The organism is Loktanella sp. M215 (assembly GCF_021735925.1).
Taxonomy (GTDB): Bacteria; Pseudomonadota; Alphaproteobacteria; order Rhodobacterales; family Rhodobacteraceae; genus Loktanella.
This window is the reverse complement of record NZ_WMEA01000001.1, coordinates 1,024,346-1,045,019: the sequence shown is the minus strand read 5'-3', so window position 1 is coordinate 1,045,019 and position 20,674 is coordinate 1,024,346. Positions and strand designations below refer to the sequence as shown.

Below are 20,674 nucleotides of genomic sequence, written 5' to 3'. Positions count from 1 at the left end.
ATGACATGCGCGCCGCAGTCAGACACGCAGAAAGACCGCAGTGCCGCAGTCGTGTTCAGACCACCGGTGTCAGCAGATCCTCGCCCTTCAAAAAGGCCGCCACATTGTCGCGCTGCAGCTGCGCCATTGCCGCGCGCGTCTGCACGGTGGCAGACCCCTGATGCGGCTGCAGCACCACGTTCTGCAGGTCCAGAAACCGCGGATCGACCTGTGGTTCGCCGACGAAGACATCCAGCCCCGCGCCCGCGATCGCGCCACTTTCCAGCGCATCGAGCAGTGCCCCTTCGTCGATCACCGACCCCCGAGAGATGTTGATGACCACGCCATTCTTGCCCAGCGCAGCGATCACGTCCTTCGAGACGAATTTTTCCGTCTCGGACCCGCCGACCAGCGCCACGAACAGAAAGTCGACCGCCCCTGCCAGATCGACCGGGTCGGCGTGATAGGTCCAACCGGGCGTCTCTTTTTCGCTGCGCGCGTAGTAGTGGATATCCATCTTGAACGCCGCCAGACGGTGGGCAATGTCGCGCCCGATCCGGCCCAGCCCCATGATACCGGCGGACCCGCCGGACAGCTTGCGGTTCAACGGTGCCGGACCGTCCTTGGCCCAGTCGCCGCTGCGCACGTGTGCTTCGGCTGCGCGCATCTCTCGGCCCTGCATCAACCACATGCCGATCGCGAGGTCGGCCACATCGTCGTTCAGCACGTTCGGTGTGTTCGTGACACGGATCCCGCGCGCGCTGGCGGCATCCACGTCGATGGCGTCATATCCGACGCCATAGTTCGCGATCACGCCAAGGTCGGGCAGCAGATCCATCTCTGCCCCGCCAAAGCGCTGGCCACTGGCATAGGCCACGGCCCGGATCCCCTTGCGCAGGGCCTCATCAAGATCCGCGATGCCGTTGGGCTGCGCGATCACATGCGCATCGAAGGCCTCGACTAGTGCTGCGCGGTTGTTCGGTTTGTAATTGCCAATGGCAAGTGTCGCCGTCATCGGAAACGTCCTTTCAGATTTGCAGATCGACGCGTCAGGCCTTCGCCGCGACGACGGTTTGTGTCTGTTTGCCCAGACCCGCAACTTCGACAGTCATCCGGTCACCGGGGCGCAGGAAGCGTTGCGGCTTCATCCCCATGCCGACACCGGACGGCGTACCGGTTGCAATGACGTCCCCGGGGCGCAGCTCCATGAACTGCGACAGGTGGCTGATGATCTGCCGCACGCTGAAGATCATGTCGGATGTACTGGAATCCTGCACCGTGTCACCGTTCAGCGTCAGGCTGACGCGCAGGGCCTGCGGATCCGGCACCTCGTCCGCGGTGACCAGCCAGGGCCCGACGGGGCCGAAGGTCGGGGCAGACTTGCCCTTGATCCATTGCCCGCCGCGTTCGATCTGGAAACTGCGTTCTGACACGTCGTTGATGGTGCAATAGCCCGCGACATGATCCAGAGCGTCGGCCTCTGACACATAATGCGCGGTCTTGCCGATCACGACGCCCAACTCGACCTCCCAGTCGCCCTTTTCTGCGGTGCGGGGCAGGATGATGTCGTCGTCCGGTCCTGACAGGGCAGAGGTCGCCTTGGAAAAGACGATCGGCTCCTTCGGGGCGTCCATGCCGGATTCGGCGGCGTGCAGGGCATAGTTCAGCCCGATGCACAGGAAGTTCGGCACCCAGGCCAGCGGCGATCCGATGCGACCCGGATCGGTCACGACGGGCAGCGATGCCACATCGATGCTGCGGATCGCATCCAGTGCCGTCAGGGACACCCCGTCGCCCGCCAGATCGGAGACATGCGCCGACAAGTCGCGCACCTGTCCCGCATCGTCCAGAAATCCCGGTCGTTCCTGTCCCTTGGGTCCGTAGCGCAGCAATTTCATGGTCGTCCTTCCCGTCGGCGTCTGTCAATCCATTGGCCCCGTTCTAACCGGGCCGCCCGCCGATTGACCAGCCTGTCCGACACGACATTACGCCGGACGCAGCACGTCAGGCCGATCATCGTAGACGGCGCGCACCAGATCGGCGCGGTGGCGCAGGACCGCGCGCTGATTGACGGACCCCTTGTCCGTCACCTCGCCCGCCGCCAGCGACAGCGGCGTCGTCAGGACCATGGCCCTGGTGATCCGGCTTGCAGACCCCGTCGCGCGTTGCGCGTGATCGGTCAGGCAGGCAATCAGGCTCTGTCGGACGTTGTCATCGGCAGACAGATCCGCATCGGCCGTTCCGGGCGTCGCAAGACGGCGCATCCCTGCAAGGTCAGGGATCAGAAGGGCGGCAAGGGCATCGCGATCCTCGCCCACGATGACGGCGTCGCGGATCAGGCCATTGCACTGGTCCAGCAACTGCGCGCGCAATGGCCCGACGGCGACCCAGGTGCCGGTGCGCAGCTTGAAGTTTTCGGCGATGCGACCGTCGAACCGGAAACCCGCAGCGGGGTCGTCGGGATCGACGAAACGCAATGCGTCGCCAAGATGATAGAACCCGTCGGCGTCAAAAGCCTCGGCCGTCAGGGCGGGATTGCGCCAGTAGCCGGGTGTGATGTTCGGCCCTTTCAGCCGCGCCTCGAACCGATCGCCGTAGGGCACGAGTTTCAGAGTCAGACCGCGGGCCGGCACACCGATATTGCCGGGCCCGTCCTGTGGCGTCGCACAGAACAGGGAAAACGGGCCTGTCTCGGTCGCGCCCAGACCCGTGGTCATCAGGACGCGGTGCCCTGTGGCCGCGACGGCCAACTCCTCCAGCGCGCGCCAGGTGTGGCTGGCCATGCCGGCACCTGCGTACATCATCAGTTTCAGATCGGCAAAGAAGGTGTCCCGCAGCGCTGTGTCGGTCTGCATGGCGGCGACCAGCGCTTCGTAACCGACCGGGACGTTGAAATACCACGTCGGCGAAACCTCAGACAGGTTGCGGATGGTGGCCTTGATCCCGCCGGGGCTGGGCTTGCCTTCATCGATGTAGAAGGTGCCGCCGAACCACAGCGCCATGTTGAACGTCTTGTTGCCCGACGCCGTGTGGTTCCACGGCGCCCAGTCCACGAAGACCGGCGGTTCTTCGGTCATGTAGGCAAAGCAGTCCGCAACCTGCACCATGTTCGCGCAAAGCATCCGGTTGGTCTGCGTCACGGCCTTCGGATTTCCGGTGGTGCCCGACGTGAACAGGAACTTTGCCACCGTATCGGGTCCGATGGCACGGTGGGCGCGACTGACGGCGTCCGTCGGTGTCGTATGCAGCGCGTCGGCCCATGCGGTGACCCGGTGGCTGTCGGCTTGACCGCGCAGGGCGATGACAGGCACGTCGGGCGCAACAGCCCCCCTCAACGCGGGAGAATAGGCCGAAGCATCGTCGACCAGCACCGCGCCGGGCGTGATCTGCGCCATGACCGACGACAGCTTGCCGTAATCTTCTGCAATCAGGGCATAGGCCGGTGCGATGGCCGCCGATGGTATGCCCACATATTGCGCCGACAGTGCCAAAATGGCGTGTTCGAGACTGTTTTCCGACAGGATCGCCAAGGGACGGTCGACTGACAGCCCGGCGTCCAGCAGCCATTGGCCCAGCGCCTTGACGTGATCGAACAGCGCAGCATACGACACCCGCCGCCAGGCGCCGGTCTGATCGCGCTGTGCCATCCACGTCCGGTTTGGCGCGGCCTGCGCCCAGTGCGCGATCCGGTCGGTCAGGCGATCGGGAACGCAGCCGAGTGGATCCAGCCGGTCGATCAAGATGCTGCCGTCGGCCTGTCTGCGCATCCGCAGTTCGGGCTGCCAAAGCGCCACCTTGCCATCGTGTCCACTCACAGTCGCCTCCTCCCCGAGGGCATGAGATAATGTTTACACGGAAACAGTTTCTGCGTAACCTGTCAATCATGCAGCGAGTGGGGCAACGATGGATCAGGCACTGGTAACCTATGAGACAGAGCAGGACGTCGCCGTCCTGACCATGAACCGACCGGAAAAGCGCAACGCCCTGTCAGACCGCGTCATCGACGCACTGGATGCGGGCATTTTGCGCGCACAGCAGGATGCACGTGCCATCGTGATCTGCGGCAACGGCGATCACTTCAGCGCCGGCCTCGATCTGGCGGAACATGCGGTGCGCTCTCCTATCGAGGGGGTGCATCATTCGCGCCGGTGGCACGGTGTATTCGACCGTCTGGAACAGGGCGCAATTCCGGCGTTTGCCGCCCTGCACGGTGCGGTCGTCGGCGGCGGGCTGGAACTGGCGGCGGCCTGTCACGTGCGCGTGGCGGACGAGACGACGTTCTTTGCCCTGCCCGAAGGGACGCGCGGCATCTTTGTCGGCGGCGGCGGATCGGTCCGGGCCGGGCGGTTGATGGGGGTCGCGCGGATGACGGACATGATGCTGACAGGCCGCTCCGTGGATGCCCGGCAGGGCGAGGCGTGGAACCTGTGCCAATATGTCGTGCCCGCCGGAGAGGCCCGCGCCAAGGCCGTGGCCCTTGCCGCAAAGGCGGCGCAGAATGCACCGATGTCAAACTATGCGATCATCAACGCACTGCCCCGGATCAACGACATGGGGCGCAGCGACGGGTTCTTTGTCGAAAGTTTCGTCAGCGCGATGACGGCCAGCTCTCCGGAAGCCGAGGCAAGGCTGCGGGCGTTTCTGGACAAGCGGGCGGCAAAGGTCGCGCGGCCCGAATGAGCGTGACCGAGAAACTCGACCTCGGGCAATTGGGCCAGTCTCTCGGCTTTGCCTTGCGGATGTCCCAGCTTGCCGTGTTCAGTGAATTCTATGCCGCCTTGGGGCAGTTCGGGATGAAGCCGGGTGAATTCTCGATCCTCTATCTTCTGGACCGCAACCCCGACGCGCGGCAGGGCGAGATTGCAGAGCGTTTGCAGATCAAGCGCGCGCACATGACAAAGCTGGTGCGCAGTTTCGAGGATCGGGGGCTGGTCTCGCGCCGGGTTCCGGACGATGATCGACGGGCGGTCCTGCTGCGGCTGACGCCAGAGGGTGAAGCCTTTGTCGCCGATCATGCGGCGGCCTTCTTCGGCTATCACGCGCAGGCTGATGCCGGGCGACTGACGGCGCAAGAACGGACGCAATTGCTGGCGTTATTGCAGAAATTCAGCGGGTTGGAGGCACGCATATGAACATCGACGATCTGGTGGCGATCGACATTCACACCCACGCCGAAGAGCCTTGCTGCGGCACCCGCGACGACGGCTATGACGCCTTTCAGGCAGGGATGGCCAAATATTTCAAGAACCCCGCGGGGGCGGACGGCATGCTGCCGACGGTCCCGCAGACGGCGGCCTACTTTCGCGAACGCAAAATCGGCGCGGTGATCTTTCCGGTGGATGCGGAACGCGAGACGGGATTTCGCCGCTATTCCAACGAAGAGGTCGCGACCCTTTGCGCCGAAAACAACGATATTCTGATCCCCTTCGCAAGCGTCGATCCGCACAAGGGCCGCGCCGGCGCGCGCGAGGTGCGGCGGCTGGTGCGGGACTTTGGCGTGAAAGGCTTCAAATTTCACCCTACGATGCAGGGGTTCTTTCCCAACGACCGCGAGGCTTGCTATGCCGTGCTGGAGGCCTGCGCCGAGGAAGGTGTCATCACCCTTTTCCACACCGGGCAGACGGGTGTGGGTGCGGGCATGCGCGGCGGCATGGGGATGCGACTGAAGTATTCCAATCCGATGCATCTGGACGATGTGGCAGCGGACTTTCCCGACATGCCGATCATCGCGGCGCACCCCAGCTTTCCCTGGCAGGAAGAGGCGCTGGCCGTCGCGACCCACAAGCCGAACGTCTACATCGACCTGTCGGGCTGGTCGCCGAAGTATTTTCCGGACATTCTGGTGAAGTATTGCAACACGATCCTGAAGCACAAAGTGCTGTTCGGATCCGACTGGCCCGCGATCACACCGGACCGCTGGCTGGCCGATTTCGAGAACCTGCCGATCCGCGACGAGGTACGGCCGCTGATCCTGAAGGAGAATGCGCGCAAATTGCTGGGGATGTAAGGCGTGGACTTGTCAGGCTTTGCGGTTGCAAGATGCCTACGGTGAGGCCGTTGCGGAGAGGGCGGGATTTGAGTTTTGTGCCAGATGAAACAGACAGGGCAGGAGCGGGTATGATGGGTGGAACGTTGCCCCCGGTGGATGACGTCACGACGATTGCGCAGTTGGATGTCGATCCCTATCCGATTTACACGCGCATGCGGGCGGAAACGCCAATCGTGCGTGTCGCGTCGGTCAAACGGATCTTTGTGACGAAGGCAGCAGAGTGTCGTGCGGTCAAGGACGATCCGGTAACGTTTTCCAGCGACGATCCCAACACGCCGATGAAGCCCGCGTTCGAGGCGCATACGCTGATGCGCAAGGACGGGGCAGAGCACAAGCGCGAGCGGGATGCGATGATGCCTGCCTTTGGGCCGAAGCCGATCATGCAGGTCTGGCAGCCGCTGTATCGCCAGATTGCGGAAGAATACCTCGATCGGTTGCCCAAGGACGGGATCGTCGATCTGCACCGCGACCTGTCAGAACCGGTAGCCTCGCGCATTCTCGCGCATATCCTCGGGATACCTGAGGCGACGGATGAAGAGATGGCGCGCTGGTCCCAGACCCTGATCGACGGCGCGGGCAATTTTGGATGGCAGGATGCGCCCTTTGCGGCGACGCGGATCGTGAACGCAGAGATGAACGCCCTGTTTGCCCGCGAGGCAGAGCGGCGACGGGCCGCGCCGGATGTCTCGGCCCTGTCGGTGATGGTGAATGCAGATGACCCGATTGACTGGTCGCAGATCGCAGCCAACATCAAGATCGCCATCGGCGGCGGCATCAACGAGCCGCGGGATGCGCTGTCGACCATCGTATATGGCCTGCTCACCAACCCCGAGCAGCTAGCGGCGCTGAAGCAGAGCGGCGACTGGGGGGCGGCCTTCGAGGAAGGCGTCCGCTGGGTCGCACCCATCCAAGTGTCATCGCGGCTGGTGACCACAGACACGGAACTGGGCGGGTATGATATCCCTGCGGGCGATACGGTGATGACGATTCAGGCCAGTGCGAACTGGGACGAGGATATCTATGACCACCCAGAGCGGTTCGACGTGTTCCGCAGCGTGACCCACCATCAGTCCTTTGGCTTTGGTCCGCATCACTGCGCGGGGGCACATATCTCTCGCCGGACGGTGGGGGCCGTCATGTTGCCTATGCTATTCGAGCGGTTTCCCAACATGACGCTGCCTGATCCATCCGTTGTGCAATGGCGCGGGTTCGGATTTCGTGGGCCGATCAACCTGCCGGTACGGCTGGGCGGCTGATCTGCGACAGAAACCGGCGGCCCGAAATGGCGATGCCGTCGGTGATGTCGTTCAGGATCGCATCGCCCAGCATCGGGCCGTCACGGCGACGCAGCGCGTCAAGGATCTGGCGGTGACGGTCCTGCACATAGTACTTCAGACCCTGATCCACGACCTGACGCTGAAACGGGCCAAGTTGCAGCCAGATGCTCTCGACCACGGGCATCGTCGTCTGGTGCGGATTCACCGTGTAAAGGCGGCGGTGAAAGGCCTGATTATACGCCGTCACCCCCATCTGGTCCCCCGCCGCAATAGCCGCGTCGACGCGGCTGTCGAGGTCGGCCATATCGGCGATCGCAACATCGGAGACATAAGGCAGCGCGCGGCGGGCGGCATGCACCTCGACCGTGATGCGCAGCGACAGGATCTCCTCGAACTTCTGGGCGGTCATCGCGGGAATACGCATGCGGCGGTTTTCAAGGACCTCGATCGCATGTTCGGACGACAGACGGCGCACCGCCTCTCGGACCGGTGTCTGACTGCAGCACAGGGCGTCAGCAAGGCCCTGCAGAGTCAGCGTCGTATCCGGAGCAAATACCCCTGTCATGATCGCGGCGCGCAGGCGCTGATAGACGCCTTCATGATCGGACGTGCCGGGCGGCAAGGTGATCGCGGGAATATCGGTCATGGGGTGCGCTTTTCCGAAGGTACGCCACAGCTTAGCAAACAGGCGCGTTGACACAACAAAAATATGATCATATTCTGGTTTTAGTTATCAAATTTTCGGAAAGCCATTTGACATGGACTACGCGCCCCACCTGAAATGGCTGAACGAACAAACCGATATCGAAAACATCTTTGCCTGCATCTGCGATCTGAACGGCACATTGCGGGGCAAACGCGTTGACGTGGGACAGGCCGAAAAGATCCTGAACGGGTCGGTCAGGATGCCGTTGTCGCTGGCCGGTCTGGACATCTGGGGCGAGGATATCGAGGTCAGCGCGCTGGTCTTCGAGACGGGCGATGCGGATGGCGTCTGCCAGTATACCGGGCGTGGCATCCTGCCGATCAACTGGACATCGCGCCCCACCGCGCTGATCCCGCTCACGCTGTATAACGAGGACGGCCGCCCGTTCATGGGCGATCCGCGCCATGCCCTGGACGCTGTCGTCAAGCGCTATGCCGAAAAGGGCCTGACGCCTGTCGTGGCGACGGAACTAGAATTCTACCTCGTCGATCCGACCGAGACGATCCCGCTGCCCCCACTGTCCCCGGTGACAGGCAAGCGTCTGGACAGCGACGGCGCGCTGTCGCTGGACGAGCTGGAGCATTTCGACGAATTCCTCAACGACGTCTACGCGGCGTGCTATGCGCAGGGTATCCCCGCGGACAGCGCCATTTCCGAGAACGGCGCGGGCCAGTTCGAGATTAACATGCGCCATGTCGGCGATGCCCTGCGGGCCGGTGACGACGCCGTGCTGTTCAAGCGGCTGGTCCGGGGGATCGCGCGCAAGCACGGCTTTGCCGCGACCTTCATGGCGAAGCCCTATGGCGACCGGGCCGGCAGCGGATTTCATGTCCACTTCAGCCTTGAAGATGCGGACGGCAACAATGTCTTTGACAACGGCGGCGAAGAAGGCACGCCGATCATGATGCACGCGGTCGCTGGACTGCTGCATACGATGCAGGAAAATGCGCTGGTCTTTGCGCCGCACGAAAATTCGTTCCGCAGGCTGCTGCCCGGAACACATGCGCCGTCGTCGGTGGCCTGGGGCTATGAAAACCGCACCGTCGCCGTGCGGATTCCCGGCGGTCATCACAAGGCGCGCCGGATCGAGCATCGTGTCGCCGGGGCGGATGCGAACCCGTATCTCGTGCTCGCCTCCATCCTCGGCGGTGCCTTGCTGGGGATCGAAGGCGCGTGGGAGCCGACGAAAGCCCTCGTCGGTGATGCCTACGCGCAGGAAAAGGAACTCGCGCACCTGCCGCTGGACTGGGCGACCGCGATTCAGGCGTTCAAGAACGGCGCGCATATCCAGTCGATCTATGCCCCGCGCCTGCAGCGGATGCTGGTGGACTGCAAGCGGCAGGAACAGCACCGGTTCAACCGCCACGTCACCGAATTCGAATACGACACCTATCTGGAGACCGTGTGATGACCACGACCCATCCCTACGCCGGGACCGGCGCGCACACCGGCAGCTACTATGCGGCCTCGGCCAACCCCTCGCCCGACCGGCCCGCGCTGCAGGGCAACGTCGATGCTGACATCTGCGTGGTTGGAGCGGGTTATTCCGGTCTGTCGACGGCACTGCATCTGGCTGAAAAGGGCTACTCTGTCGTCATCGTCGAAGGCGCCCGCGTCGGCTGGGGTGCCTCTGGCCGCAATGGCGGGCAGATCGTCAACGGGCTGAACGCGTCGCTGCAGACGATCGAGCGGCGCTATGGCAAGGATACCGCCACATTCGTCGCCGGGATCGTGCAGGAAGGCGGCGAGATCATCCGAAGCCGCGTCGCGCAATACGACATCCAGTGCGACCTCAAGCCAAACAACGTCTTCGTCGGACTGACCGACGCCCACATGAAAGAGCTGGAGGCGCGGCAAGCGCTGTGGCGCAGCTACGGGATCGACAATCAGGTGATGCTGGACCGCGACCAGCTGCGCAAGCATGTAAATTCGGACATCTACGCTGGCGGACTGATGGACAAGACCGGCGGGCATATGCACCCGCTGAACCTTGCCCTTGGCGAAGCGGCGGCGTTCGAGTCGCTGGGCGGCGTGATCTATGAAATGTCGCCAATCCTGTCGGCGGACACCCATGCGCCGCGCCCGGTGGTCAAGACCGCGCAGGGTCAGGTCACCTGCAAGACACTGGTGCTGTGCGGCAATGCCTATCTGGGCCACGCGGTGCCCGATCTGGAACCGCGCGTCATGCCGGTCAGCACACAGGTCATGGCGACGGAGCCTTTGGACCCGGCTGTAGCGGCAGAGCTGATGCCCGGCGACGATTGCATCGAGGATATCCGCTACATCCTCGACTACTACCGTCTGAGCGCTGACAAGCGGATGCTGTTCGGCGGCGGCACGGTCTATGGCGGTGCAGATCCAGCGGACATCAAGGCCAAGCTGAAGAAGAACATGGACAAGGTCTTTCCGTCGCTGAAGAACGTCAAGATCGACTATGCTTGGTCTGGCAATTTTGCCCTGTCGTTCAGCCGGGTGCCGCAGATGGGGCGGCTCGGCGACAACACCTATTACGCGCACGGCTATTCTGGCCACGGCGTGACCGGGTCACACCTGTTCGGCCGTATCCTGAGTGAGGCGATCGATGGCGACCTGAGCCGGTTTGATGTCTTCGCCGGGCTGAAATGGTATCCCTTCCCCGGCGGCCGGGCGTTGCGCGTGCCCTATTCCGTCATGGGATCATGGTACTACGGCATCCGGGACAAATTGGGCCTCTAGACCCGGCGCAGAGGGTAAACACGTCAGCCCGATTTGATGCTTTGAAGCACGACAACAAGACTGCGCGGGCGATGGACGGGTGCGCCCGGTCGGCGTCCATCGCGACTGTTGCTGGTGCTTCGATATCTGCCCTCCGTCGACTTCCGCCCGCACTGTGCGGGCCATGCCAGGCTGTTATCGCGCCATGACGACGGGCGCTGTCGCCTCAGCCGACCCGCAAGGGTCGGCGGCCTAGGCGTTGCCGAAAAGCCAGCGATACAGCCTATTACGATCCGCGCGCTAATTTCGGCGCGTTTTGACATGCAATGACGCTATCACCGGGCGACCGGCCACTATTTTTCGGACCGGATCGATTTGACTTTGGTTTTGAAAGGTTGCCCGTTGCTGTCGTCATTTCCTCGCCTCATCGGCGTCATGCTGTGCATCGCGGCCCTGCCAGCGGCCACCACAGCCGAAACACCGAAATCTGCCGTTCAGCTGACCATCGACGACGGCATGTCGCAAAGCACGGTGTCCGATATCCTGCAAGCCGACGACGGGCGCATGTGGTTCGCCACGGGCGACGGCCTCAGCCTTTATGACGGCGTGAACTTTGCCTACGTCTATCGCACGCCGGACCAGTCCGTGGGGCTTGCGAACAACTACACATCGGCACTGGCACGCGACACGGCGGGAAATATCTGGGTGGCGAGCCTTGGTGGCGGCCTTGCGATCTTTGATCAGGATGCGGTACCGCTTGCCCGGGCGCAGTCGCCACAAGGACTGATCGCATCGGACGAAGTCTTTGGCATCGCTGCGGGGGCGGACGGCGTGATCTGGGTCGCGGACGGCGGCGGCGCGTCGGCCCTTCGGCTGACCGGTGGGTCGGTCGCGGATGCAGCGCCGCCGAGAGCGGGTCTGGACCGTCTGGTGGATCTGTCCCTGCGCAGCGTCATCGTGACACGCGACGGGCGCGTCTACTTTGGCGCCGACGGGCAGGGTTTGTACCGACTGGATCCGGCCAGCGGCGCGCTGGACCATTGGGACGCGTCCAACAGCGCCCTGACCGGCACCGTGCTGCTGGATCTGCTGGAAGACACGACAGGCCAGATCTGGATCGCGACAGAGGACGACGGCGCCTTTCGCCTGACCCCCGACACCGGCATCATCGACACGCCTGTCACGCTGCCAGACAGCGATGTCGAAACCGTGGCGCAGGGGCAGGACGGGCGGTTGTGGTTTGGCACGTGGTCGGCGGGGGTCTTCGTTCTTCATCCCACAACAGGCGCGCTGGAAAACTACCGCACCCGCCCCGGTGTGCGCCAGCGGCTGAGCAGCGACACCATCGTCGCCCTGACGCCCGGCGCCTTGGGACGGATGTGGATCGGCACCTATGACAACGGCGCCAGCAGCGTGTCCCAGACCGATGATCTGTTTCAGACCTATTTCCCCCTCGGCGCCGGCAACGCCACGCCCGGTGCCAGCATGATCTGGGCACTGGCGGGTGGATCCGGCGATACGCTTTGGGTGGGCAGCATGGGGGGTCTGCTGAAACTCGATCGCGCCACGCAGACCCTGACGACCGTCGATCTGGGTGCGGAAGAGGCTGACGTCCGCGCCATCCTCGCTGAGGGCGACACGCTGACCGTAGCCCTGCGCGGACGCGGATTGCTGCAACGGGTGGGCGATGGGCCCTGGCAGCCGGTCACGGACCCCGACGGGCAGCCGGTCGCCCCAGACGCCTTCATCCGGTTGTTGCTGCGCGCCCGCGACGGGACCCTGTGGATCGGCACCCACGACGGCGTCTACCACGTGGGCGCTGATTTTGCCTTGCTGGACCACTACACCGTCGACACAGGTCTGCCGCACCAGCGGACCCGCAGCCTGACGCAGGGACCTGACGGGACGATCTGGATCGGGACCAGTGGCGGGCTCAGCCGCTGGACGCAGGACAGTGGCACGGTCACGCTCTTTGCCGGCGATGACCTTCTGCCGGACACGGATGTCCGCGCGCTATGGCAAGAGGCGCCCGGGGCGCCTCTATACGTCGGCACCCAGTCAGGGCTTGTGATCCTTGACCCGCAGACCCGCGCCGTCCGTACCTTTGGCCGGGCCGAAGGGCTGCCGAACGAGACCATCTACAAGATCATTCCCGATACGCAGGGGGCCCTGTGGATCACCACGAACAACGGCCTCGCCCGGCTGGACCGGGCGACGGAGGCGGTGAATGTATTCCGCGCCTCTGACGGGTTGCAGGGGGCAGAGTTCAATTTCAACGCAGGGGTTGCGCTGGCGGATGGCACCCTTGCCGTGGGCGGCATCAACGGGTTTTCCCTGTTCGATCCCGCAGCCATGGCGACAGACCGGGTGCCGCCACGGGTCACCGCCCGCTGGTCGCCGGCACCTGACGCAACGCTGGTGGCGCCGCTTGGACTGACCGTCGGCATCCGGGTGGTTCAATATGACAAACCCGCCGACAATGCCCTGCGCTGGCGGCTGCGCCCGGTCGAGGAGGAATGGCGGCAGGCAGCGGGCGTCGTTCATGCACTGCGCTATGACAAGCTGCCAGCGGGGCGTTATACCCTTGAATATCAAGGGCTGTCGGCGGCGCGGCAATCCAGCGCCGTGATGACGGTTCCGTTTCGCGTCCTGCCGCCGCTGTCACAGACCTGGTGGGCGTATCTGGCGTATGGACTGGCGCTGGTGGCACTCTTCATGGCGCTGCTGAGGCTGCGCACACGGCGGATCGTCGCCCGCAACAGCGAACTGGAAAGCGCCGTCGCCGCCAAGACGGCAGAACTCGCCGCACAGAACGCCCTGCTGGCCGATGGCGCCCGCGCCCGCGCCGCCTTCTACGCCCGCACCGCGCACGAAATCCGCACGCCCCTGTCCCTGATCCGCGCACCTCTCGCAAACGCTTTGCTGGTTCCGGGATTGCCCGACAGGGCGGCACAGCTGATCCGACTGGTGGCACAGGCTGCGACACGCATGACAGAACTGACCCGCAGCATGGACCGGGCCGCCGCGACCTCTACCGGGCTAGGGCTGGGCCAGACGACGCTAGATCTGACGGCGTTCGTGCAGCCGATCGTGGCTTATTATCAGGATCTCGCCACCGAACGGGGACTGGTCTGGCAGGCACAGACCGACGTCGCCGGGGCCGTCACGCTGGACGGGGCCGCACTGGACGCCCTGCTGCACAACCTGATGTCCAATGCGGCACGTCACACGCCGCAAGGCGGCAACGTCACTGTCAGCATCGTCGCCACCGACAGCGCAATCCGCATCACCGTCAGCAACGACGGCGCGCTGCCCGCGACCGAGGCGGCGGCCCTGCGTGACATCGAAAGCGATGATTCCACGCCGATCGCCACGCGGGGCGTCGCGATCATCGGTCAGTCCCTGCGTCGGTTGCAGGGGCAGATTGACGTCACCTCGGAACACCGGACGACGATCGCCGTAACCCTGCCCGTTGATCGTATCCAGCCAGAGGATGACACCGGCGTCGCCGATCCGCGCCCCGCCACCGCGCCGGATGCGGCAGAAATCCTCGTCGTCGAAGACGACGCCGACCTGCGCCGGTTTTTGCAGGACATGCTGACTGCGGCCGGTCCGGTGCGCGCCGTGGGATCGCTGGCGGCCGCCCGGCGGGCCATCGACCGGAACCTGATCCGACTGGTGCTGTGCGATGCCATGCTGCCCGACGGTCGCGCGTTCGACTTTGCACAAAGCCTGAAATCCGACCCCACGACCGACCATATCACGGTGATCTTTCTGACCGCGCTGCAGGATGACGACGCAATGCAGGCGGGACAGGCGGCCTGGGCTGACGATTACATCACCAAGCCCTTCGATCCGGCCGATCTGCTGCAGCGTGTCCACCTGCGCCTGCGCGCGGCCGAGCGGGTCCGGACCCGGACAGAGGCCGCCATCGGGGCGTCGGATGCGCGCGGCGCTGTCGACGTCGATGCGGCGCCATTCGACCAGCGACTGATGGACCGGTTCGAGGCGTTCCTCGCAGACAACCTCTCGGACCCCGACGCGACGGTTGCGGCCGCGGCAGAGGCCTGCGGCGTCAGTGCGCGGATGCTGCAGCGCAAGCTTGATGCCCTGTTTGGCCAATCCTTCACCGACCTGCTGACCGCACGGCGGATGGCGCAGGCAACCCTTTTGCTGCGCCGCGGCGATCACAGTGTGGCAGAGGTGGCCACAGCCTGCGGATACAGAAATCTTTCGAGCTTTTCCCGCAGGTTCCGCGCCTATTATGGCAGGTCCCCCAGCACCTTAGCGCAGGACCAGTGACGCGTGATCCGTGCCACACGCGCCATCATTTTGCACAGCGTGCCAAAATAACGACGCGACCAGCAAAAACTCGACTGCAAGCTGCAGGCTGCTTTATCGCGTGACCATCGGTTGTGTTCAGACGCCGTATTGCGGTGCCGGAACGGGGCAGGAGTGCGGAGGGTGGCGTGGCTGAAAAGTCCACGGCGCGGCGATCCAAGCGGCGCTTCGGGTCGAAGGTTCGAGCATTTTAAAAAGCTATTCAACGATCTCTCATATTTCGCAAAAGCCCTGCCGACCAAAAGTCGGCGGGGCTTATTTTTCATGAAGAAGGCCACGCTGAACCACACCTCTCGCTTTGCCGCAGGAACGATGCGCGCCTTGACGCCGATCAGATGACCCTTAGGTGGTCGCGCCGAATGCAAAGCGGTCAGGGCGGATCATCCATGGGTCTTGTTGGTATATTCCTGTCTCTCGGGCTGCTGATGTTTCTGGCCTATCGCGGGATCAACGTTTTGATCCTTGCCCCGCTTCTGGCGCTTCTGGCGGCGCTGCTTGCGGGCGGCATTCCGCTTCTTGCGACCTATACCCAAGTCTTCATGCCGGCGCTTGGCGACTACCTTCTGACGTTCTTTCCGCTGTTCCTGTTGGGCGCGATCTTTGGCAAGCTGATGGCAGATTCAGGATCGGCGCGCACCATTGCCGAATGGTTCACGGACAAGATGGGGGCCGGTCAGTCGATCGCCGCCGTCGTCCTGGCCTGCGGCGTGCTGACCTATGGCGGCGTGTCGCTTTTCGTCGTGGCCTTTGCCGTCTACCCCATCGGCAATGCCCTGTTCCGGCGGTCGAATACGCCCAAGCGGCTGTTACCGGCGGCGCTGGCCCTGGGGTCCTTCACCTTTACCATGACGGCCTTCCCCGGCACGCCTGCGATCCAGAACGCCATTCCCATGCCCTATTTCGGCACGACGCCCTTTGCCGCCCCGTTCTATGGCACCGCAGCGGGTCTGGGCATGATGATCTTCGGCATCATTTGGCTGAACCGGCGCCGCGCGAAGGCGAACGCCAACGGCGAAGGCTATGGCGACCACGCAAGGACCGAAGCGGACGAGAACGCACAGGACCGCGTGCAGCCCGGCATGGGCGTGGCGATCCTGCCTGTTGTGACAGTCATCGTGTTGAATGCCCTGTTCACCTATGTCGTCATCCCCGGCATGGACGCGACCTATCTGGCGCAGGACACCTACGGCGCCGTGACCCTGAACGACGTCAAGGGGATCTGGGCCATCATCGCGTCCCTCATCCTCGCGATCCTGCTGTGCACCGCGCTGAACTGGTCACGCTTCCGCAACCTGCAGGACAGCTACAACAGCGGCACGATGGGGTCGCTGCTGCCGGTCTTCAATACCGCGTCAGAGGTCGGCTATGGTGCCGTCATCGCGTCGCTTCCGGCCTTTGCGATCATCCGGGACGCGGTGCTGGGGATTTCGTCCAACCCCCTGATCTCTGCTGCCATTGCGACCAATGTGCTGGCTGGCATCACGGGGTCCGCGTCGGGCGGCATGTCCATTGCGCTGGAAACGCTGGGCGACCAGTTCATGCAGAACGCACAGGCGGCCGGCATCGCGCCCCAGATCATGCACCGTGTTGTCGCGCTGTCCTCCGGCGGCTTTGACGCGCTGCCGCACAACGGCGCCGTCATCACGCTGCTGGCGATCACGGGCCTGACCCACAAACAAAGCTATGCCGATATTTTCGTTGTTGCGGTCATGATCCCCTTCAGCCTGACGGTCGCTGTCATCGTCGCGGCTTCCCTGACGCTGGGCTGATCAGGCAGACCTCGTCCTGTGGTGAAGAGGCCAGCACCGGACGGTTCAGGACGGACGCATGGCTGCCGATCTGCGCGAACAGAAAGCGGCGCACCGCCTGTTCCCGCGGCGCCGCATGCACGTCGCGGTGGCAGTTCAGCCAATAGCTGCGCCGCAGCCGCACCACATCACCCAGCACCGGTTGCAACCCCGGATCGCGGGCGCCGATGAAATGCGGCAGCACGCACAGCACCAGCCCCTCCTGCGCCGCCGCCTGCTGGTTGAAAATGCTGGAGCTTTTGAAGATCGGCCGCAGGCGGGGATGAACGTCGCCCAGATAATCAAGGCCGGGGGCATAGATCATGTCCTCGATATAACCGCCGAAGGGATGATCCAGCAGGTCCGCGCGGGTCCGGATCGGGGCGGCCTGCGCCAGATAGGACGGCGCGCCATAGACCCCCAGCGTGTAGTCCGTCAGCTTTTCACTGACAAAGGTGCTGGCCTTCACCGGGTCGAGGGTGATCGACATCTCGGTCTCGCGCCGCGACAGGGAAATGATCTGCGGCAAGGCGATCAGTTCCAGCGCGATGCCGGGAAAATGTTTCACGAATGCAGACAGCATGCACTGGCTGAAGTAGCTGCCGAACCCTTCGGGTGTGGCGATCCGCATCAGGCCCTGTTGCAAGGGCTCCTCTCCGGCCAGATCGGCGCGCAGCTGGTTGGCCTGCGCGGCCATGCCTTGGGCTGAGACGATCAGCGCGCGGCCGTGGGCCGTCAATTCGTAGCCCTTCGGATTACGCTCGAACAGGCGCAGCCCCAGCGCCCCTTCCAGCCGGTCGATGCGCCGCGACACCGTGACATGGCTGGTGCGCAACTGCCGGGCGGCGGTCGTCAACTGCCCTGTGTCAGCCACGGCCAGAAAGAACCTCAGGTCGTCCCACGTGAAATCGGACATGTTTGCGGTAACATCCCTATCTGTTCGAAAACGTACAAAACATTTACGGATTAGTTGGTTTCTGAACACTTGTGTCAATCTTAATTTGCTGTAACCCTGCGCCCAACAGATCCACTGAGGAGAGGATCTGGCAGATCATTCAGAGCCACGACAGCCCCGCAGGCGAAGGTTTCGCCCCTCGGGTCAGCGTAAGCCGTGGCACTGTGCACAACAGGGAGAGAGATATGAACAAACTTATCATGACCACCGCGCTGGTCGCGGCCAGCGCCGCACCGGCCTTCGCGCAAGAGGTGTCCGACAACGTCGTCAAGATCGGCATCCTGAACGACCAGTCCGGCGTCTACGCCGACTTCGGCGGCAAGGCATCCTACGAGGCGGCTCTGATGGCGGTCGAGGATTTCGGCGGCACAGTCCTGGGCCAGCCGATCGAGGTCGTGACCGCCGACCACCAGAACAAGGCCGACATCGCATCGAACATCGCGCGCCAGTGGTACGACACCGAACAGGTCGACGCGATCATGGAACTGACGACGTCTTCCGTGGCCCTCGCCGTGCAGGCGCTGTCCAAGGACGCCGACAAGATCACCATCACCACCGGTGCCGCAACGACGGAACTGACCGGCGCGCAGTGCTCGCCCAACGGCTTCCACTGGGCCTATGACACCCACGCGCTCGCAGTCGGCACCGGCGGCGCGCTGGTCGATCAGGGCGGCGACACCTGGTTCTTCCTGACTGCCGACTACGCCTTCGGCTACTCGCTGGAAGAGCAGACGACCGAGTTCGTCGAATCCAAGGGCGGCTCCGTCGTGGGCTCCGTGCGTCACCCGCTGACGAACCCCGACTTCTCCAGCTTCCTGCTGCAAGCACAGGCGTCGGGCGCCAAGGTCATCGGTCTGGCCAACGCCGGTCTGGACACCCAGAACGCGATCAAGCAGGCGTCCGAGTTCGGCATCGTCCAAAGCGGTCAGCGTCTGGCGGCCCTGCTGTTCACACTGGCAGAGGTCAACGGTCTGGGACTTGAGGCCGCACAGGGCCTGAGCCTGACGGAATCCTTCTACTGGAACCGTGACGAGGCATCGGCCGAGTTCGGCAACCGCTTCATGGAACGGACCGGCGTCATGCCGAACATGGTGCAGGCCGGCACCTATTCCGCCGTGTTGCAGTATCTGAAAGCCGTCGATGCGGCTGGGACGGACGCAACCGAAGCCGTGTCCGCCAAACTGCACGAAATGCCCGTGGACGACGTCTTCGCCCAAGGCGGCACCGTCGGCGCGAACGGACGTCTCTACAAGGACGTCTACCTGATGGAAGTGAAGAAGCCCGGCGACAGCGATATTCCGTGGGACTACTACAACGTCCTGCAGACGATCCCCGGCGATCAGGCCTACATCTCGCCCGAAGACAGCGGTTGCCCGCTGGTCAACGGCTGATCGGGTCGGATCGATGCAAGCCATGCCTGTGACATCACAGGACCAGCCGCGGGTGGTGTTATCCGCCCGCGGCCTCGGCAAGGATTTCGCCGGGTTCACCGCCGTCAACGGGGTGGACCTTGACGTCGAACACGCGCGCATCCACGCGCTGATCGGCCCCAACGGTGCGGGCAAGACAACGGTTTTTAACCTGTTGACGAAGTTCCTGCAACCGACCCGCGGCAAGATCATGCTGCTGGATCAAGATATTACCAAGGTCAAACCCGACAAGATCGCCCGCATGGGCCTTGTGCGGTCGTTCCAGATCTCTGCGGTGTTTCCGCATCTGACGGTATTGGAAAACGTCCGCATCGCCCTGCAACGACCCAACAAGCTGGCCACGCAATTCTGGCTGCCCCTGTCGTCCCTCGACCGGCTGAACCCGCGGGCAGAGGAGCTGATCGCGGACCTTGGCCTGACACAATACCGCGACACCCGCGCGACGGATCTGTCCTATGGCCGCAAGCGCGTGCTGGAAATCGCGACAACGCTGGCGCTGGACCCCAAGGTCCTGCTGCTGGACGAACCGATGGCCGGCATGGGCGGCGAAGACGTTGCCACCGTGGCCGGGATCATCGCGGATGTCGCGAAAACCCGCGCCGTGCTGATGGTCGAACACAACTTGTCCGTCGTGGCCGACATCGCCCACCACGTCACGGTCCTGCAGCGGGGCGAAATCCTCGCCTCTGGCGATTACGAGACCGTATCGCAGAACCCGCAGGTCCGCACCGCCTACATGGGCACGGAGGATTAGATGGCACCCCTTCTGAACGTTGCCGGGCTGCAGGCCTGGTACGGCGAAAGCCACATCCTGCACGGCGTCGACCTGCATGTGAACGCAGGCGAGACGATTTGCATCCTGGGCCGCAACGGCATGGGCAAGACGACCACGCTGCGGTCGATCATGGGCATCCTGTCGAAACGCACCGGCAAGATCGAATTCGACGGCACCGACCTGATGTCGGTCGCGCTGCACAAGACGGCCCGCGCCGGCGTCGGTTTCGTACCAGAGGAACGGGGCATCTTCTCGACCCTCTCGGTGCAGGAAAACCTGATGCTGCCGCCAAAGGTCGCCGACGGCGGTATGTCGGTGGACGAGATCTACACCCTGTTCCCGAACCTGAAGGAACGTCGCAATTCGCCCGGCACCAAGCTGTCGGGCGGCGAGCAGCAGATGCTGGCGATGGCGCGCATCCTGCGCACCGGTGCGAAATGCCTGCTACTGGACGAGCCGACCGAAGGCCTCGCCCCGGTCATCATCCAGGCGATCGGCGACGTGCTGCGCGAACTCAAGACACGTGGCATGACCGTGGTGCTGGTCGAACAGAACTTTCGGTTCGCGTCCAAGGTCGCGGACCGCTTTTACGTCATGGACCACGGCCAGATGGTCGCGGAATTCCCGGTCGGCGATCTGCCGAACCAGATGACGATGCTGAACGAAACACTGGGGGTCTGA

General features: G+C 63.8%; 17 protein-coding genes. 12 read left to right on the top strand and 5 right to left on the bottom strand.

All coding sequences use genetic code 11. The features are described from left to right. Window positions 1–55: 55 nt before the first annotated feature. The 3 genes from GLR48_RS05040 to GLR48_RS05030 all read right to left on the bottom strand — a co-directional run bounded on the left by GLR48_RS05040 (window position 56) and on the right by GLR48_RS05030 (window position 3,794). Window positions 56–994: a 2-hydroxyacid dehydrogenase gene (locus GLR48_RS05040; RefSeq protein ID WP_237059273.1), complete on the bottom strand. Its 939-nt coding sequence runs from the start codon at window positions 992–994 to the stop codon at window positions 56–58. 34 nt (window positions 995–1,028) lie between these two features. Beyond that, on the bottom strand, window positions 1,029–1,877 hold the full coding sequence (locus GLR48_RS05035; protein ID WP_237059271.1) for a fumarylacetoacetate hydrolase family protein: 849 nt from the start codon (window positions 1,875–1,877) through the stop codon (window positions 1,029–1,031). 87 nt (window positions 1,878–1,964) lie between these two features. Continuing rightward, on the bottom strand, window positions 1,965–3,794 hold the full coding sequence (locus tag GLR48_RS05030) for a feruloyl-CoA synthase (RefSeq protein ID WP_336886615.1): 1,830 nt from the start codon (window positions 3,792–3,794) through the stop codon (window positions 1,965–1,967). Window positions 3,795–3,882: 88 nt separating this feature from the next. On the opposite strand from GLR48_RS05030, the gene GLR48_RS05025 reads away from it, so the two are divergent. The 4 genes from GLR48_RS05025 (at window position 3,883) to GLR48_RS05010 (ending at window position 7,284) form a co-directional block, all read left to right on the top strand. Beyond that, the gene (locus GLR48_RS05025) at window positions 3,883–4,659 is read left to right on the top strand and encodes a crotonase/enoyl-CoA hydratase family protein (protein ID WP_237059269.1); all 777 of its coding nucleotides are present in this window, start codon (window positions 3,883–3,885) and stop codon (window positions 4,657–4,659) included. Window positions 4,660–4,661: 2 nt separating this feature from the next. Then, window positions 4,662–5,111, top strand: a complete 450-nt coding sequence (locus GLR48_RS05020) for a MarR family winged helix-turn-helix transcriptional regulator (protein WP_237059268.1) — start codon at window positions 4,662–4,664, stop codon at window positions 5,109–5,111. Then, entirely contained in the window at window positions 5,108–5,986 is an 879-nt protein-coding gene (locus GLR48_RS05015; RefSeq protein ID WP_237059267.1) for an amidohydrolase family protein, read from the top strand. The genes GLR48_RS05020 and GLR48_RS05015 overlap by 4 nt, the downstream gene beginning before the upstream one ends. A gap of 110 nt (window positions 5,987–6,096) precedes the next feature. Further along, window positions 6,097–7,284 (top strand): cytochrome P450, encoded by a 1,188-nt coding sequence (locus tag GLR48_RS05010; RefSeq protein ID WP_237059266.1) that lies wholly within the window; start codon window positions 6,097–6,099, stop codon window positions 7,282–7,284. Here GLR48_RS05010 and GLR48_RS05005 read toward each other — a convergent pair. Then, window positions 7,256–7,951: a GntR family transcriptional regulator gene (locus GLR48_RS05005; RefSeq protein ID WP_237059264.1), complete on the bottom strand. Its 696-nt coding sequence runs from the start codon at window positions 7,949–7,951 to the stop codon at window positions 7,256–7,258. The two genes, GLR48_RS05010 and GLR48_RS05005, sit on opposite strands and share 29 nt — an antisense overlap. Window positions 7,952–8,063: 112 nt before the next feature. Between GLR48_RS05005 and GLR48_RS05000 the strand changes: the two genes are divergently transcribed. From GLR48_RS05000 to GLR48_RS04980, 5 genes are all read left to right on the top strand, one after another. Next, window positions 8,064–9,419, top strand: a complete 1,356-nt coding sequence (locus GLR48_RS05000; protein ID WP_237059262.1) for a glutamine synthetase family protein — start codon at window positions 8,064–8,066, stop codon at window positions 9,417–9,419. Beyond that, window positions 9,419–10,726 carry an NAD(P)/FAD-dependent oxidoreductase gene (locus tag GLR48_RS04995; protein WP_237059260.1) on the top strand — a complete coding sequence of 436 codons (1,308 nt, stop codon included), beginning with the start codon at window positions 9,419–9,421 and terminating at the stop codon, window positions 10,724–10,726. The genes GLR48_RS05000 and GLR48_RS04995 overlap by 1 nt, the downstream gene beginning before the upstream one ends. 381 nt (window positions 10,727–11,107) lie before the next feature. After that, complete coding sequence (locus tag GLR48_RS04990) at window positions 11,108–15,007, top strand: hybrid sensor histidine kinase/response regulator transcription factor (RefSeq protein ID WP_237059258.1); 3,900 nt, start codon at window positions 11,108–11,110, stop codon at window positions 15,005–15,007. 162 nt (window positions 15,008–15,169) lie between these two features. Continuing rightward, window positions 15,170–15,385 (top strand): hypothetical protein, encoded by a 216-nt coding sequence (locus GLR48_RS04985; protein WP_237059255.1) that lies wholly within the window; start codon window positions 15,170–15,172, stop codon window positions 15,383–15,385. Window positions 15,386–15,432: 47 nt separating this feature from the next. After that, a complete protein-coding gene (locus GLR48_RS04980) occupies window positions 15,433–16,815 on the top strand; it encodes a GntP family permease (RefSeq protein ID WP_237059254.1) in 1,383 nt (460 codons plus the stop codon). Here GLR48_RS04980 and GLR48_RS04975 read toward each other — a convergent pair. Beyond that, window positions 16,784–17,749: a LysR family transcriptional regulator gene (locus GLR48_RS04975; RefSeq protein WP_237059252.1), complete on the bottom strand. Its 966-nt coding sequence runs from the start codon at window positions 17,747–17,749 to the stop codon at window positions 16,784–16,786. The genes GLR48_RS04980 and GLR48_RS04975 overlap by 32 nt on opposite strands. Before the next feature lie 224 nt (window positions 17,750–17,973). Between GLR48_RS04975 and GLR48_RS04970 the strand changes: the two genes are divergently transcribed. The 3 genes from GLR48_RS04970 to GLR48_RS04960 are packed head-to-tail and all read left to right on the top strand — an operon-like array spanning window position 17,974 to window position 20,674. After that, entirely contained in the window at window positions 17,974–19,179 is a 1,206-nt protein-coding gene (locus tag GLR48_RS04970; protein WP_237059250.1) for an ABC transporter substrate-binding protein, read from the top strand. A 13-nt stretch (window positions 19,180–19,192) separates the two neighbouring features. Beyond that, window positions 19,193–19,972, top strand: a complete 780-nt coding sequence (locus tag GLR48_RS04965) for an ABC transporter ATP-binding protein (RefSeq protein WP_237059247.1) — start codon at window positions 19,193–19,195, stop codon at window positions 19,970–19,972. Next, complete coding sequence (locus GLR48_RS04960) at window positions 19,973–20,674, top strand: ABC transporter ATP-binding protein (RefSeq protein WP_237059245.1); 702 nt, start codon at window positions 19,973–19,975, stop codon at window positions 20,672–20,674.